Below are 15,094 nucleotides of genomic sequence, written 5' to 3' on the forward strand. Positions count from 1 at the left end.
AGGCCGTTGGTGAACGGGAATGGTTCTCGGGCAGGGCCCTGGCGCGGCGCGGTGGCCGTCTAATCTGTGGTGATCCACGCTTCGCGCAAGAGGTGCCAGGGGGCCACGTGCACAACGACGACGGAATCAACGGGGCCGGCGGCGGCGCTGACGGGCATCCCGAGGATCGTCCTTCCGCCCCCCGCACGGTGATCGAGGGCCGCTACGAGTTGCTGGAGCCCGTCGGCAGCGGCGGGATGGGCGAGGTCTGGAAGGCCCACGACAGGCGGCTGCGCCGGTTCGTCGCCGTGAAGGGCCTCCTCGACCGCAGGGCCATGACCCCGGACACGCAGAAGGCGGCGATGCAGCGGGCCCGTCGCGAGGCGGAGGCCCTCGCCAAGATCGAGCACCAGAACGTGGTGACGGTCCACGACCAGATCGAGACCGCCGACCAGGTCTGGATCGTGATGAAGCTGCTGGAAGGGCGGTCGCTGGCCGACCTGTTGAGCCGCGACCGGGTCCTCGGAGTGCCCAGGGCCGCGGATATCGGCCTCCAGATGATCCAGGGCCTGCGTGCGGTCCACGAGGCGTCGGTCCTGCACCGTGACGTCAAGCCGGGCAACGTACTGGTGCGGGACGGCGGCCAGGTGGTGCTGGTGGACTTCGGCATCGCCACCTTCGAGGGTGCCGACCGGGTCACCCGGTACGGCGGCATCATCGGCACGCCCCCCTACCTGGCGCCCGAACTCTTCGCCCCGGCCTCCCCCGGCCCCACGCCCGCCTCCGACCTGTGGGCGCTGGGAGTCACCCTGTACGAGATGGTCGAGGGACGCCTGCCCTTCGGCGGCACCGAGGTCTGGGAGGTGCAGGCGAACATCCAGCAGTCGCCCGAACCCGTCCTCCGGTACGCGGGCCCCCTCGGCCCCGTCATCCAGGGATTGCTGGTCACGGACCCGTCCGGCCGCCTGGACGCGGCCTCGGCGGAGGAGATGCTCCAGGAGGTCCTCACGGAGTCGGACATGCCGACCCCCGTCAGGGCCGCCACCCCAGCCGCTACTCCAGCACCCGCACCCGCACCCGCGCCCACGGCCAGGCCCACGCCGCCCGCCTCGCGGCCCGCGCCGGAGGAGGCCATGCAGGCGCCCGGCCCGCCCTCGTCCGAAGCCGCTCCTCCCGAGTCGCCGCCGAAGGCGACGGGCACAGGCCGTGGCGGCTTCCGGGGCTGGAGGGTGGCGGCGGTCGTGGTGTGCGCCGCTCTGCTGGCCGGAGGAGGCTGGTACTTCTCGCAGAGCGGCTCGGGGGGCAAGCAGGACGACGTGGCGGCGGAGCAGGGCGGGGGAGCCGCCGGGGGTGACCCGGACAAGGCGTGGGAGCAGTGGAAGAGCGAGAACGAGCGGCTGGCGATCGGTGCCAAGACTGATCAGCCCGGACTGAGCTTCCGCAACAAGACCGGCGTGTGGAGCGGATTCGACATCGACATCGCCTATGCCCTCGCCGGAAAGCTGGGCTACGACAGGCATCACGTCGATTTCTATCCGGTGACCACGGGGAACCGGGCGAGTAAGTTGGCGAACGGGGACGTGGACCTGGTCATCGCCTCGTACAGCATGACGGCCGAACGTGAGAAGAAGGACAACATCAATTTCGTCGGCCCCTACTACAAGGCCGGCAGCAGCCTCCTCGTTCGCAAACAATCCGTGAACTACGACCTCGACAGCGCCGCCGACGTGAAGACGAAGCAAGTCCAGGTGTGCACCGCACGGGATTCCACGTACGCGAACAGGTTGCAGAAGGAGGGCTACACCACAGGGAAGTGGCAGCCCGACTCCTACAAGGAGTGCGTGGACAGGCTGCTGGACAAGCATTCAAAGGTGTACGCGGTCGCCTCGGACGACGTTCTTCTCGCCGGGTATGCCAACGACGATCCGACGAATCTGAAATTGCTGCCCAGCGGCGCGGGCACGGAACCCTACGGGGTGGCGCTGCCGAAGGACAAGCCTCTGCTGAAGAGCAAGGTGTGCTCGGGACTTCAGGAGGTTCTGGCCGGAAAAGAGTGGTCGGAAATGTATATGAAGGACCTGTCCGCGTTGACGGGAAGGAAGACGCCGCCGAGCAAGCCGGAACTGCAGCCGTGTTCCGGTCAGTGAGGTCCTCGGTGACGTGACGTGTGTTCGCGGAGGGGCTGGCGAGGTCGATCGTGGAGAAGGCCGCGGCTCCTCCGGACGGAGAGGAGCCGCGGCCCTGTCGGTGGGGTCGGCGTCGTGGGTGACGGCGGAGTCGCTCAGTACGACGAGCCGGACGCGCCCAGTGCTCCTGTCGGGTGCCAGACCGTCTTCGTCTCCAGGAACGCCGTCATGCGGTCGATGCCCGGGGTCGTGGTCCAGTCCGCGGGCGCGTTGTCCACAGGCTGTGGACGAAGGACGCGCTTCAGGTTGTCGGCCGCAGCGATCTCCAGCTCCTTGGCCAGCGTCTCGTCGGCGCCCGCGAGGTCGATCGCGTTGACGTCCTGGTGGGAGGCGAGGGGGGTGGCGATCTCCGCCGTACGGCCGGAGAGGATGTTGACCACGCCGCCGGGGAGGTCGGAGGTGGCCAGGACCTCGCCGAGGGAGAGGGCGGGGAGCGGGGACTTCTCCGACGCGATCACGACCGCCGTGTTGCCCGTCGCGATCACCGGGGCGATCACCGAGACCAGGCCCAGGAAGGACGACTTCTGGGGGGCCAGGACGGTGACGACGCCGGTCGGCTCCGGGGAGGAGAGGTTGAAGAAGGGGCCCGCGACCGGGTTGCCGCCGCCGACCACCTGGGCGATCTTGTCGGTCCAGCCCGCGTACCAGACCCAGCGGTCGATCGCGGCGTCGACCTGCGCCGCCGCCTTCGACTTCGACAGGCCCTCGGCGTCGGCGACCTCCGCGACGTACTGGTCGCGGCGGCCCTCCAGCATCTCGGCGACGCGGTAGAGGATCTGGCCGCGGTTGTACGCCGTCGCGCCGGACCAGCCGCCGAACGCCTTGCGTGCGGCGACGACCGCGTCACGGGCGTCCTTGCGGGAGGAGAGCGGGGCGTTCGCCAGCCACCGCTGCTTCGAGTCCGTCACCTCGTACACCCGGCCGCTCTCGGAACGCGGGAACTTCCCGCCGACGTACAGCTTGTAGGTCTTCAGCACGGAAAGTCGGTCAGACATCGAGGTACGCCTCCAGGCCGTGGCGGCCGCCCTCGCGGCCGAAGCCCGACTCCTTGTAACCGCCGAACGGCGACGTCGGGTCGAACTTGTTGAACGTGTTGGACCAGATCACGCCCGCGCGGAGCTTGTTCGCGACCGCCAGGATGCGCGAGCCCTTCTCCGTCCAGATGCCCGCCGACAGGCCGTACGGGGTGTTGTTGGCCTTGGCGACCGCCTCGTCCGGCGTGCGGAAGGTGAGGACGGACAGGACCGGGCCGAAGATCTCGTCGCGGGCGACCGTGTGCGCCTGGGTGACGTTCGTGAAGAGCGTCGGGGCGAACCAGTAGCCGGAGGAGGGGAGTTCGCAGGCCGGGGACCAGCGCTCGGCGCCTTCCGCCTCGCCCTGGTCGGCGAGGGCCGTGATGCGGGCCAGCTGCTCGGCGGAGTTGATCGCGCCGATGTCGGTGTTCTTGTCCATGGGGTCGCCCAGGCGCAGGGTGGACAGGCGGCGCTTGAGGGAGTCGAGCAGCTCGTCGTGGATCGACTCCTGGACCAGGAGGCGCGAGCCGGCGCAGCAGACCTGGCCCTGGTTGAAGAAGATGCCGCTGACGATGCCCTCTACGGCCTGGTCGATCGGCGCGTCGTCGAAGACGATGTTGGCGCCCTTGCCGCCCAGCTCGAGCGTCAGCTTCTTGCGGGTGCCCGCCACCGTGCGCGCGATCTGCTTGCCGACGGCCGTGGAGCCGGTGAAGGCGACCTTGTTGATGTCCGGGTGGGCGGTCAGCGCGGCGCCGGTGCGGCCGTCGCCGGTGATGATGTTGACGACGCCGCGGGGCAGGCCGGCCTGGCGGCAGATGTCCGCGAAGAACAGGGCGGACAGGGGGGTCGTCTCGGCGGGCTTGAGGACCACCGTGTTGCCGGTCGCCAGGGCCGGGGCGATCTTCCACGCCAGCATCAGGAGGGGGAAGTTCCACGGGATGACCTGGCCGGCGACGCCCAGGGGGCGCGGGTTCGCTCCGAACCCGGCGTGGTCGAGCTTGTCGGCCCAGCCCGCGTAGTAGAAGAAGTGCGCGGCGACCAGGGGGAGGTCCGCGTCGCGGGTCTCCCTGATCGGCTTGCCGTTGTCGAGGGTCTCCAGGACGGCCAGCTCGCGGCTGCGCTCCTGGATGATGCGGGCGATGCGGAAGAGGTATTTCGCGCGCTCCGGGCCGGGGAGCGCCGACCACTTCTCGAACGCCTTGCGGGCGGCCTTCACCGCACGGTCGACGTCCGCCTCACCGGCCTCGGCGACCTCGGAGAGGACCTCCTCGGTGGACGGGGAGACCGTCTTGAAGACCTTGCCGTCGGCCGCCTCGGTGAACTCGCCGTCGATGAACAGGCCGTAGGACGCGGCGATGTCGACGACGGCGCGGGACTCGGGCGCCGGGGCGTACTCGAACGCGGGTGCGGATGCGGATGCGGATGCGGATGCCATGGTGATCAGTCCACCGTCACGTAGTCGGGGCCGCTGTAACGGCCGGTGGCCAGCTTCTGGCGCTGCATCAGCAGGTCGTTCAGCAGCGAGGAGGCGCCGAAGCGGAACCAGTGGTTGTCCAGCCAGTCCTCGCCCGCCGTCTCGTTGACCAGGACCAGGAACTTGATCGCGTCCTTGGCGGTGCGGATGCCGCCGGCCGGCTTCACGCCGATCTGGACGCCGGTCTGCGCGCGGAAGTCGCGGACCGCCTCCAGCATGAGGAGGGTGTTGGACGGGGTCGCGTTCACCGCGACCTTGCCGGTGGACGTCTTGATGAAGTCGGCGCCCGCCAGCATGCCGAGCCAGCTGGCACGGCGGATGTTGTCGTACGTCGACAGCTCGCCCGTCTCGAAGATGACCTTCAAGCGGGCCGACGTGCCGCAGGCCTCGCGTACGGCGGTGATCTCGTCGTACACCTTCATGTAGTGCCCCGCGAGGAACGCGCCGCGGTCGATGACCATGTCGACCTCGTCCGCGCCCGCCGTCACGGCCTCGCGCACGTCGGCCAGCTTGACGGCGAGCGAGGCGCGGCCCGCCGGGAAGGCCGTGGCGACCGAGGCGACCTTCACGCCGGAGCCGGCCACCGCCTCCTTCGCGGTGGGCACCATGTCGGGGTAGACGCAGACGGCCGCCGTCGCCGGGGCCGTGCGGTCGGTCGGGTCGGGGCGGACCGCCTTCGCGCCGAGCGCCCGGACCTTGCCCGGGGTGTCCGCGCCTTCCAGCGTCGTCAGGTCGACCATCGAGATGGCGAGGTCGAGGGCGTACGCCTTCGCGGTGGTCTTGATGGAACGGGTGCCGAGAGAGGCGGCGCGCGCCTCCAGGCCGACCGTGTCGACGCCGGGCAGCCCGTGGAGGAAGCGGCGCAGCGTGCTGTCGGACGCGGTGACGTCCGTGAGGCCGTGGGCGGACGCGGACGCGGACGCGGACGCGGACGTCGCGGCGGTCGTGGCGGGTGCGGCGGTTTCAGCGGGTGCGGCGGATGCAGAGGTGGGCATGGTCACCAGGCGAGCATATCTACGCGCGTAGCGGCTGTACAGCCCCCCGTGCTCGTTCGGCGGACCGGCACCACCTGTGAGCATCCCCGGTGCGGTCGGGCACAATCGGCAGCATGACGACCCCGGAGCCCCAGTCACCCTCGCCGCAGCCGCCGGCACCCGTGTCCAAGGACCGGGTCTACCGCTCGCCCGCGGGCATCGCCGGGGGCGTCCTGCTGCTCGCGCTCGCCCTCTGGCTCGGCATCGACGCCGTGGTCGCGGGTGAGGGGAGCACGCCCTGGAAGGCGCTCGCGGCGCTGCTGTTCCTCGTGCCGCTCATCGCCGCCTACACCGTGCGGCCCGCCGTCTTCGCGGGCGACGACCGGCTGCGCGTGCGCAATCCCTTCCGCGTGATCGTGCTGCCCTGGGGGCAGGTCGCCTCGTTCCGGTCCGCGTACTCCAACGAGGTCTTCGCCGAGTCCGGCGACAAGTACCAGCTGTGGTCCGTCCCCGTCTCGCTGCGCGGCCGCAAGAGGGCCGCGCGACGGGAGGACCGGCGGGCCGCCGGCGGTGGGCCCCGGCGCGGGGGCGTGCTCGGCGGATACGGCCAGTTCGGCGCGCGGGGCGGCGGTGCCGGGTCCGCCTCCGTCGAGGCGGACGGGCCCGTGCGGGCCGAGGCCGACAAGATCATGGACGAGCTGCGCGAGCTGCTGGAGGCGCGGAAGGCCGCCGAGACCTCCAAGGGCGAGGTGACGGTGCGGTGGGCGTACGAGATCGTCGTGCCGGCGGCGATCGGGGCGGTGGCGCTGGCGGTGCTGCTCGGGGTGGGGTGACGGTGCGGGTCGGGGGTGCCTTTGGGTGGCACCCCCGGGTGTGGTGATCCGCTTGGGGGACCCCCGGGTGTGGTGATCCGCTTGAGGGACCCCCCCGGGTGTGGTGATCCGCTTGAGGGACCCCCCCCGGGTGTGGTGATCCGCTTGAGGGCGCCCCGGTGTGGTCAGATGCCGGCCGCCGTCGAGAGGTCGTGCTTGAGGGCCGTCAGGAGGTCCGTCGCCTTCGCCCGGGCCGCCGGGAGGCCGGCGTGTGTCGCGACCGGGACGACGACCTCCAGGTAGCACTTCAGCTTGGGTTCCGTGCCGCTCGGGCGGACGATCACCCGGGCGCCGTCGAGCGTGTAGCGCAGGCCGTCCGTGGGCGGCAGCGTGTCCGTGCCCCGGGTGAGGTCCTCCGCGTTCGTGACGGGCAGGCCCGCAAGGTGGGCGGGGGGCTGTTCGCGCAGGCGGCGCATCGCGGCGGCGATGAGGGACAGGTCCTCGACGCGGACCGAGAGCTGGTCGGTGGCGTGCAGGCCGTGCTCCACGGCGATGTCGTCCAGGAGGTCGAGGAGCGTGCGGTCCTCCTTTTTGAGGGTGGACGCCAGTTCCGTGATCAGGAGGGCGGCGGTGATGCCGTCCTTGTCGCGGACGCCCTCCGGGTCGACGCAGTAGCCGAGCGCCTCCTCGTAGCCGTAGCGGATGTTCTCCACGCGGGCGATCCACTTGAAGCCGGTGAGGGTTTCGACGTGGGGGAGGTCCGCCTTCGCCGCGATACGGGCGAGGAGCGACGACGAGACGATCGACTCCGCGAACGTGCCGTGCGCTCCGCGGGTGACCAGGTGGGCGGCGAGGAGGGCGCCGACCTCGTCGCCGCGGAGCATGCGCCAGGTGGTGGCCGGGGTGGCGGTGGTGGCGGTGGTGGTCGTGGTTTTGACCGGTACCGCTACTGCGAGGCGGTCCGCGTCCGGGTCGTTGGCGATGACCAGGTCGGGGGTCGTCTCGCTCGCCTTCGCGAAGGCGAGGTCCATCGCGCCGGGCTCTTCCGGGTTGGGGAAGGCGACGGTGGGGAAGTCCGGGTCGGGGTCGGCCTGCTCGGTGACGAGGACGGGCTCGGGGAAGCCCGCGCGGGCGAAGGCGGCGAGGAGGGTGTCCTTGCCGACGCCGTGCATCGCGGTGTAGACGGTGCGGGCGGTGCGGGGGGAGTTCTTGGCGAGGACCGCGTCCGTGCGGGTGAGGTAGGCGTCGAGGACGGAGTCGTCCAGGGTCTGCCAGCCGGTCTCGGGGCGGGGGACGTCGTGCAGTGAGCGTACGGCGTCGATCTCCGCGGCGATCTCGGCGTCGGCGGGGGGCACGATCTGGGAGCCGTCGCCGAGGTACACCTTGTAGCCGTTGTCGCGGGGCGGGTTGTGGCTGGCGGTGACCTCCACGCCAGCGACGGCGCCGAGGTGCCGGATCGCGAAGGCGAGGACGGGGGTGGGGAGGGGGCGGGGGAGTACGGCCGCCCGCAGGCCGGCGCCCGTCATGACCGCGGCGGTGTCGCGGGCGAAGTCCCCCGACTTGTGGCGGGCGTCGTAGCCGATGACGACGAGGCCGGCCGTGCCGTCGTCGTGGGGGGCCTCGTGCTTCTTGAGGTACGCGGCCAGACCGGCGGCGGCCCGGATGACTACGGCGCGGTTCATGCGCATCGGGCCGGCGCCGAGTTCGCCGCGCAGGCCTGCGGTGCCGAACTGGAGGGTGCCGGAGAAGCGTGCGGTGAGCTCTGCGTGGTCCTCGGCGTCGATGAGGCGGGCGAGTTCCGTGCGGGTGTCCGCGTCGGGGTCCTCGGCCAGCCATGCCTTGGCTCGTGCGAGGAGGTCGTCTTGCACGTCTTGCACGTCGGTCAGCCTCTCATGTGCGGGTGGTGTGAGGTGCGGGGTGCCTGCGGCGGCCTGTGCGGGTTCGGCGGGGGTGCGGGATGCCTGCGGCGGCCTGTCCGGGTCCGGTGGGGGTGCGCGTAGCGCGGTCGGTTCGGTGGGGAGTCGGTGCCGCGCCGGGGGGTGTCCGTCCTCGGAACGGCGCGGAATCGGTCGGCCACAGATGCGGGACGCGTTGACGCGCCAACCGCTGCGGGCGGACACCCCCCGACACGACCCCTTCCCGCCGTACGCGGCTCTCCGCCCGCCTCGCTGACTCCAACTGCGGGCAGTCGTGCCTCCCCCAGTGCCTGAACGGCCTGGGAGGTACCCCCAGGGCGGCACGGGTGGGCGCAGCGGCACCCGGCAAGCGCCGGCCCGCGTCCCCCCCGCCCCGCACCCACGCCGGGTCACCGGGACACGCCGGGCCGGTGGCCGCCGGGGCTACAGCCGGCCCAGGACCTGCGTCAGCAGGGAACCCATGCGCGCGGCGGAGTCGCGGCCCGCCTGGAGGACCTCCTCGTGGTTGAGGGGCTCGCCCGTCATGCCCGCCGCGAGGTTGGTCACCAGGGAGATGCCCAGGACCTCCGCGCCGGCCTCGCGCGCGGCGATGGCCTCGAGGACCGTCGACATGCCCACCAGGTCGGCCCCGATGACGCGGGCCATGCGGATCTCGGCCGGAGTCTCGTAGTGCGGGCCGGGGAACTGGGCGTAGACGCCCTCCTCCAGCGTGGCGTCGACCTCCTTGCACAGGGACCGCAGGCGCGGCGAGTACAGGTCGGTGAGGTCGACGAAATTGGCGCCGATGATGGGGGAGGTGGCGGTGAGGTTGATGTGGTCGCTGATCAGGACCGGCTGGCCGGGGCGCATGCCCTCGCGCAGGCCGCCGCAGCCGTTGGTCAGGATGATCGTCTTGGCGCCGGCCGCCACCGCGGTGCGGACGCCGTGGGACACCGCGGCGACGCCGTGACCCTCGTAGTAGTGGGTGCGGCCCAGGAAGACCAGCGCGCGCTTGTCACCGATGGAGTACGAGCGGATCCTGCCGCCGTGGCCCTCCACTGCGGGCTTGGGGAAGCCCGGCAGGTCGGTGACCTGGAGATCGGCCTCGGGGGCGCCCAGGGCGTCCACGGCCGGTGCCCAGCCGGAGCCCATCACGAGGGCGACGTCGTGGGTCTCGGCGCCGGTGAGTTCGCGCAGGCGGGCCGCGGCGGCGTCGGCGGCGACCCCCGGGTCAACTGGGGTGGCGCCCTGGATGTCGTCCGGAAGAAGAGATGCGTTCACGCCGAAGAGGGTATCCGGTTTACGCCTACGCGCGTAGATGACAGAGGTCACGGGATGGTGATTGTTGGTTTGGTGCTTGCGACGAGAGTCGGCTCAGCACGGGCGCTTGCGGAGTTCCATCACGTAGTCGTGGGGGGCGCCGGCCGATTCGGCGGCGTCCGCGACCTCGCCCAGGTAGCGGGCGGAGGGCAGGCCGCCCTCGTAGGCGTTCAGGACGTAGGTCCAGGCGCCCTCCTCGCCCTCCAGGGTGTGGATTCGTACGCGCGTGCGACGGTATATGTCCAGGCCCACGCCCTCCCAGCGGTCGAGGGAGTCCTCGTCCATCGGGGCGACGTCGTACAGCGCCACGAAGACCTGGGAGATCGGGTCCTCTACGAGGGTGGCGAGCGCGCCCTCCCAGCCCATGTGCTCGCCCCCGAAGGTCAGCCGCCACCCGTTCAGCCAGCCGGTGGCGCGCAGCGGCGAGTGCGGGGCGCGACGGGTCATCAACCGCGCGTCGAGGTTGCCGGCATAAGCGGCGTAGAGCGACATGGTGGGAAGGGTACGGCAGGGGCCCGGGCGTCACTCCGGTAACAGACGTGCCCCCGGGCGGCTCCACATTGAAGGGTGCGGGACAATGGAGTACGTGACTCGGATCGTGATCATTGGTGGCGGACCCGGCGGATACGAAGCGGCGCTGGTGGCCGCTCAACTCGGCGCGGAGGTGACCGTCGTCGACTGCGACGGTCTGGGCGGTGCGTCGGTGCTGACCGACTGCGTGCCGTCCAAGACTCTGATCGCCACGGCCGAGGTGATGACCTCCTTCGATTCCTCCTACGAGGAGCTGGGGATCATCGTCGCCGACGACACCCCGCCCATGGAGCAGGCCGCCCGGGTGGTGGGCGTCGATCTGGGCAAGGTCAACCGGCGGGTGAAGCGGCTGGCGCTCGCGCAGTCGCACGACATCACCGCCTCCGTGACGCGCGCCGGTGCGCGGGTCATGCGCGGGCGCGGGCGCCTGGAGGGGATGCAGGGGCTCGACGGGTCCCGGAAGGTGGTGGTGCGCACCGCCGACGGGAGTGAGGAGACGCTCACCGCGGACGCAGTGCTGATCGCCACCGGTGGGCACCCGCGGGAGCTGCCGGACGCGCGGCCCGACGGCGAGCGGATCCTGAACTGGACCCAGGTCTACGACCTCGACGAGCTGCCCGAGGAGCTCATCGTGGTGGGGTCGGGCGTCACCGGTGCCGAGTTCGCCGGTGCCTACCAGGCCCTGGGGTCGCGGGTCACGCTCGTGTCGTCCCGGGACCGGGTGCTGCCCGGTGAGGACCCGGACGCCGCGGCCGTCCTCGAGGACGTGTTCCGGCGGCGCGGTATGAACGTCATGTCGCGGTCCCGGGCCCAGTCCGCCAAACGGGTGGGCGACCGGGTCGAGGTGACGCTCTCGGACGGGCGGGTCATCACCGGCTCGCACTGCCTGGTGGCCGTCGGCGCCATTCCCAACACCGAGGGGATGGGGCTCGAGGAGGCCGGGGTCAAGCTCAAGGACTCCGGGCACATCAGGACCGACCGGGTGTCGCGGACCTCGGCCCCCGGCGTGTACGCCGCCGGTGACGTCACCGGCGTGTTCGCCCTTGCCTCGGTGGCGGCCATGCAGGGGCGGATCGCCATGTACCACTTCCTGGGCGATGCCGTGACCCCGCTGAACCTGAAGACCGTCTCGTCCAACGTCTTCACCGACCCCGAGATCGCCACCGTCGGGTACTCGCAGGCCGACGTCGACGCCGGCAAGATCGACGCCCGCGTGGTGAAGCTGCCGCTGCTGCGCAACCCGCGCGCCAAGATGCAGGGCATCCGGGACGGCTTCGTCAAGATCTTCTGCCGGCCCGGCACCGAGATCGTGGTGGGCGGTGTCGTCGTGGCGCCCCGTGCCTCGGAGCTGATCCACCCCATTTCGATCGCCGTCGACAACAACCTGACGGTCGAGCAGATCGCCAACGCCTTCACCGTGTATCCCTCGCTGTCGGGGTCGATCGCGGAGGTGGCGCGGCAGTTGCACACCCGGAAGGCCGGCGGGGAGGGGTAGCGCTCGCGGGCGGCTTGAATTGACTCCCCGCTGGTCACGGGGAGTTGCGGAGCTTGCGGGCGGCATAGGCGGCCGGACTGGGTGCGTATACCACTTCCGGTGCCGGCCTGCGAACAACTTCTGTTATTCGGCGCATACTGCTGAAAGCAGACGGTCGTTGGGGTTACTGTCAGTTTCGTGTTCGCTGCAGAACGTCGCCAATTGATCCTCGAAATGGTGCGAGCGAACGGGGCCGTGTCGCTCCGTGAGCTCGCCCGCGTCGTCCAGACCTCCGAAGTGACCGTACGGCGGGACGTGCGCGCACTGGAGGCAGAAGGACTCCTCGACCGCCGGCACGGCGGTGCGGTACTGCCGGGCGGGTTCACGCGAGAGTCCGGCTTTCCGCAGAAGTCCCATCTCGCGACCGCCGAGAAGACGGCCATCGCCGATCTCGCCGCGGGCTTCGTCGAAGAGGGCGAGGCCATCGTGGTGGGTGCCGGGACGACCACCCAGGAGCTGGCACGCCGGCTCGCGCGGGTGCCCGGGCTGACCGTCGTCACCAACTCGCTGCTGGTGGCCCAGGCCCTCGCCCATGCCAACCGGGTCGAGGTCGTGATGACCGGTGGCACCCTCCGGGGGTCCAACTACGCCCTGGTCGGGTCGGGAGCCGAGCAGTCCCTGCAGGGGCTGCGGGTCTCCAAGGCCTTCCTGTCCGGAAGCGGGTTGACCGCCGAGCGGGGGCTGTCCACGTCCAACATGCTGTCGGCGTCCGTCGACCGTGCGCTGGTGCAGGCCGCCGCCGAGGTCGTCGTCCTCGCCGACCACTCCAAGCTGGGCACGGACACCATGTTCCAGACCGTGCCCACCGATGTCATCACCCGTCTGGTCACCGACGAGTCGCCGGGCCACGACGACCGCGCCGCCACCGAACTCCAGGCCCTGGCCGACCAGGGCGTGCAGATCGCCGTGGCCGGGACGTCAGGGGGTGCGGCCAACGGCACCGGTAGCTCGGGTGCCTCTGGGGGTGATGTCGGCCCGGCGCGTCAGCAGCGCCGGGACGTGCCGCTTCCGGGGCCGCGCCGTCAGGTGCCGGGCGCGGCTGCGGGGCTGCGGTCGGCCGCCGCCCTGGGTGAGCAGAACGGCGGGGCGGAGCGGGCGCGCGTCGCCGACATGCGCCGACGCTAGCCGTCGTACGGTTCCGTCGCGTCTCCCCCGTACCACGTCGGGGGCGCCCGGCGGACCGGTCACTGCCGTCCGCCGGGCGCCCCCGAGTGGTGTCGAGCGGGTGCTGTCAGTCCTTGATCTCGCAGATCGCCGCGCCGGACGTGACGGACGCGCCGACCTCGGCGCCCAGGCCCTTGATGGTGCCGGACTTGTGGGCGTTGAGGGGCTGTTCCATCTTCATCGCTTCGAGTACGACGATCAGGTCGCCTTCCTGGACTTCCTGGCCCTCCTCGACGGCGATCTTGACGATGGTGCCCTGCATCGGGGAGGCGAGGGTGTCGCCGGAGGCCGCGGGGCCGGACTTCTTCGCCGCCCGGCGCTTGGGGCGGGCGCCGGCCGCCAGTCCGGTGCGGGCCAGGGACATGCCCAGGCTGGAGGGGAGGGAGACCTCCAGGCGCTTGCCGCCGACCTCGACGACGACCGTCTCCCGGCCGGACTCCTCGTCCGCCTCGGTGTCGGCGGGCGCGGTGAAGGGCTTGATCTCGTTGACGAACTCCGTCTCGATCCAGCGGGTGTGGACCGTGAAGGGGTCGGTCGAGCCGGTGAGTTCGGGAGCGAAGGCCGGGTCGCGGACCACCGCGCGGTGGAAGGGGATGGCGGTGGCCATGCCCTCGACCGTGAACTCGTCCAGGGCACGGGCCGCGCGCTGGAGTGCCTCGGCGCGGGTGCGGCCGGTGACGATCAGCTTGGCCAGCAGGGAGTCCCAGGCCGGGCCGATCACCGAGCCGGACTCCACGCCCGCGTCCAGACGCACGCCGGGACCCGCGGGCGCTTCGAAGAGGGTGACGGTGCCGGGGGCGGGCAGGAAGCCGCGGCCGGGGTCCTCGCCGTTGATGCGGAACTCGAAGGAGTGGCCGCGCAGGACGGGGTCGCCGTAGCCGAGTTCCTCGCCGTCGGCGATGCGGAACATCTCGCGGACCAGGTCGATGCCGGCGACTTCCTCGGTCACCGGGTGCTCGACCTGGAGGCGGGTGTTGACCTCCAGGAAGGAGATCGTGCCGTCCGTGCCGACGAGGAACTCCACGGTGCCGGCGCCGACGTAGCCGGCCTCCTTCAGGATCGCCTTGGAGGCCGCGTACAGCTCCTCCATCTGCGCGTCGGAGAGGAAGGGGGCCGGGGCCTCCTCGACCAGCTTCTGGTGGCGGCGCTGCAGCGAGCAGTCGCGGGTGGAGACGACGACCACGTTGCCGTGGGTGTCGGCCAGGCACTGGGTCTCCACGTGCCGGGGCTTGTCGAGGTAGCGCTCCACGAAGCACTCGCCGCGGCCGAAGGCGGCCACCGCCTCGCGCACGGCGGAGTCGTACAGCTCCGGCACCTCCTCGAGGGTGCGGGCGACCTTGAGACCGCGGCCGCCGCCGCCGAAGGCGGCCTTGATCGCGATCGGCAGGCCGTGCTCCTTCGCGAAAGCCACGACCTCCTCCGCGCCAGAGACCGGGTCGGGGGTGCCCGCGACCAGGGGAGCGCCGGCGCGCTGGGCGATGTGCCGGGCTGCGACCTTGTCGCCCAGGTCGCGGATGGCCTGCGGGGGCGGACCGATCCAGATCAGGTCCGCGTCCAGGACCGCCTGCGCGAACTCCGCGTTCTCGGAAAGGAATCCGTAGCCCGGATGGATGGCGTCCGCGCCCGACTCCCGCGCGGCCTTGAGGACCTTCTCGATGTCCAGATAGCTGGTGCCGGGGGTGTCACCACCCAGGGCGAACGCCTCATCAGCGGCGCGGACATGCAATGCGTCCCGGTCCGGGTCCGCGTAGACGGCCACGCTCGCGATCCCGGCGTCCCGGCAGGCCCGGGCCACGCGGACAGCGATTTCGCCACGATTGGCGATGAGCACCTTGCGCACGATTGAGGCTCCCTCCTTGAAACAAGCCGAGTTTAGGGACTGCCGACACGGCACTTCGACCCGTCCCCAATGGTGAGCTTGCCCACACGGAGCGTGATTCGAGGCTCGCTCGACCCGCGAAAGCCCTTGTAGTACCGCGGTACACAGGACTCCTCGGGGAAACCCTAGCCCCCCTGTGTGGTCAAGGTCTCTGTAAGGGCGTGCTGCGGGCCACTCCGTTTCTTTGTGGAGTCCCTACTAATGGCCCAATGATTCTTTGCTCGCGGCAGACCCCTTGTGGCGAGGTTTACCGGTTAGTAGCGTTCGGGTGTCTCGAACGTACTTGGGGTAACAGCTGTCCTGTGCGGCAGCGGTCGAAAGTGGGTGGGGACC

Annotated in this window: 11 protein-coding genes; 4 read left to right on the top strand and 7 right to left on the bottom strand. The window is 71.1% G+C overall.

The features are described from left to right. The first annotated feature begins 107 nt into the window (after positions 1–107). Positions 108–2,126, top strand: coding sequence for a bifunctional serine/threonine-protein kinase/glutamate ABC transporter substrate-binding protein (locus ACGH7X_RS24480; RefSeq protein ID WP_399887944.1), 2,019 nt, complete (start codon positions 108–110; stop codon positions 2,124–2,126). Positions 2,127–2,260: 134 nt separating this feature from the next. Here the strand turns inward: ACGH7X_RS24480 and ACGH7X_RS24485 are convergent, their stop codons facing one another. From ACGH7X_RS24485 to deoC, 3 genes are read right to left on the bottom strand one after another with little or no spacing between them, the layout of a single operon-like run. Then, positions 2,261–3,160: an aldehyde dehydrogenase family protein gene (locus ACGH7X_RS24485; RefSeq protein WP_399887946.1), complete on the bottom strand. Its 900-nt coding sequence runs from the start codon at positions 3,158–3,160 to the stop codon at positions 2,261–2,263. Beyond that, complete coding sequence (locus tag ACGH7X_RS24490; protein WP_399887948.1) at positions 3,153–4,613, bottom strand: aldehyde dehydrogenase family protein; 1,461 nt, start codon at positions 4,611–4,613, stop codon at positions 3,153–3,155. The genes ACGH7X_RS24485 and ACGH7X_RS24490 overlap by 8 nt, the downstream gene beginning before the upstream one ends. 5 nt (positions 4,614–4,618) lie before the next feature. Continuing rightward, complete coding sequence (deoC, locus tag ACGH7X_RS24495) at positions 4,619–5,647, bottom strand: deoxyribose-phosphate aldolase (protein ID WP_399887950.1); 1,029 nt, start codon at positions 5,645–5,647, stop codon at positions 4,619–4,621. A 113-nt stretch (positions 5,648–5,760) separates the two neighbouring features. On the opposite strand from deoC, the gene ACGH7X_RS24500 reads away from it, so the two are divergent. Continuing rightward, a complete protein-coding gene (locus ACGH7X_RS24500) occupies positions 5,761–6,459 on the top strand; it encodes a PH domain-containing protein (protein ID WP_399887952.1) in 699 nt (232 codons plus the stop codon). A 164-nt stretch (positions 6,460–6,623) separates the two neighbouring features. Here ACGH7X_RS24500 and ACGH7X_RS24505 read toward each other — a convergent pair whose 3' ends face one another. From ACGH7X_RS24505 to ACGH7X_RS24515, 3 genes are all read right to left on the bottom strand, one after another. Further along, entirely contained in the window at positions 6,624–8,306 is a 1,683-nt protein-coding gene (locus ACGH7X_RS24505) for a phospho-sugar mutase (protein ID WP_399897314.1), read from the bottom strand. A 471-nt stretch (positions 8,307–8,777) separates the two neighbouring features. After that, entirely contained in the window at positions 8,778–9,614 is an 837-nt protein-coding gene (locus ACGH7X_RS24510) for a purine-nucleoside phosphorylase (protein WP_399887955.1), read from the bottom strand. Between the two features lie 93 nt (positions 9,615–9,707). Beyond that, on the bottom strand, positions 9,708–10,145 hold the full coding sequence (locus ACGH7X_RS24515) for a gamma-glutamylcyclotransferase (protein ID WP_399887957.1): 438 nt from the start codon (positions 10,143–10,145) through the stop codon (positions 9,708–9,710). Positions 10,146–10,230: 85 nt separating this feature from the next. Between ACGH7X_RS24515 and ACGH7X_RS24520 the strand changes: the two genes are divergently transcribed. Together ACGH7X_RS24520 and ACGH7X_RS24525 are read left to right on the top strand one after the other, a co-directional pair. Further along, positions 10,231–11,679 (top strand): NAD(P)H-quinone dehydrogenase, encoded by a 1,449-nt coding sequence (locus ACGH7X_RS24520; protein ID WP_399887959.1) that lies wholly within the window; start codon positions 10,231–10,233, stop codon positions 11,677–11,679. Between the two features lie 177 nt (positions 11,680–11,856). Then, positions 11,857–12,843, top strand: a complete 987-nt coding sequence (locus ACGH7X_RS24525; protein ID WP_399887961.1) for a DeoR/GlpR family DNA-binding transcription regulator — start codon at positions 11,857–11,859, stop codon at positions 12,841–12,843. A gap of 106 nt (positions 12,844–12,949) precedes the next feature. Here the strand turns inward: ACGH7X_RS24525 and ACGH7X_RS24530 are convergent, their stop codons facing one another. Beyond that, positions 12,950–14,722: an acetyl/propionyl/methylcrotonyl-CoA carboxylase subunit alpha gene (locus ACGH7X_RS24530; protein ID WP_399887963.1), complete on the bottom strand. Its 1,773-nt coding sequence runs from the start codon at positions 14,720–14,722 to the stop codon at positions 12,950–12,952. Between the last annotated feature and the right edge of the window lie 372 nt (positions 14,723–15,094).

The sequence above is a fragment of the Streptomyces sp. BBFR51 genome, from assembly GCF_044591655.1.
Classification (GTDB): Bacteria; Actinomycetota; Actinomycetes; order Streptomycetales; family Streptomycetaceae; genus Streptomyces.

Bases quoted from the DNA above. Each gene is read 5' to 3' on its own strand.
- ACGH7X_RS24485 (WP_399887946.1), bottom strand. From the start codon at position 3,160: ATGTCTGACCGACTTTCCGTGCTGAAGACCTACAAGCTGTACGTCGGC.
- ACGH7X_RS24490 (WP_399887948.1), bottom strand. From the start codon at position 4,613: ATGGCATCCGCATCCGCATCCGCATCCGCACCCGCGTTCGAGTACGCC.
- deoC (WP_399887950.1), bottom strand. From the start codon at position 5,647: ATGCCCACCTCTGCATCCGCCGCACCCGCTGAAACCGCCGCACCCGCC.
- ACGH7X_RS24500 (WP_399887952.1), top strand. From the start codon at position 5,761: ATGACGACCCCGGAGCCCCAGTCACCCTCGCCGCAGCCGCCGGCACCC.
- ACGH7X_RS24515 (WP_399887957.1), bottom strand. From the start codon at position 10,145: ATGTCGCTCTACGCCGCTTATGCCGGCAACCTCGACGCGCGGTTGATG.
- ACGH7X_RS24520 (WP_399887959.1), top strand. From the start codon at position 10,231: ATGGAGTACGTGACTCGGATCGTGATCATTGGTGGCGGACCCGGCGGA.